Origin of the sequence: Staphylococcus sp. GDX7P312P, assembly GCF_008385775.1 — a bacterium.
Classification (GTDB): domain Bacteria; phylum Bacillota; class Bacilli; order Staphylococcales; family Staphylococcaceae; genus Staphylococcus; species Staphylococcus haemolyticus.
In genome coordinates, this window is the sequence record NZ_VUKI01000069.1 from 1 (window position 1) to 231 (window position 231).

The window sequence follows — 231 nt, forward strand, 5'->3', positions numbered from 1 at the left end:
GGCAACGAAACAACAACAAGCTTTACGATTACGGTCCAAGATACAACGGCACCAACAGTGTCACCAATTGCAGGCCAAACTAAAGAAGTTAACACTGCGATTAATCCAATTAAGATTAATGCGACAGATAACAGTGGTCAAGCCGTGACAAATAAAGTGAGTGGCTTACCAACAGGTGTAACGTTTAATCCAGACACTAATACAATTAGCGGTACGCCAAGTAAAGTGGGC

1 protein-coding gene is annotated in these 231 nt (G+C 42.4%); it reads left to right on the top strand.

The window, feature by feature from the left end:
• The coding region (locus F1592_RS13245) for a putative Ig domain-containing protein (RefSeq protein WP_149814200.1) at positions 1-231 on the top strand (231 nt) is incomplete at both ends.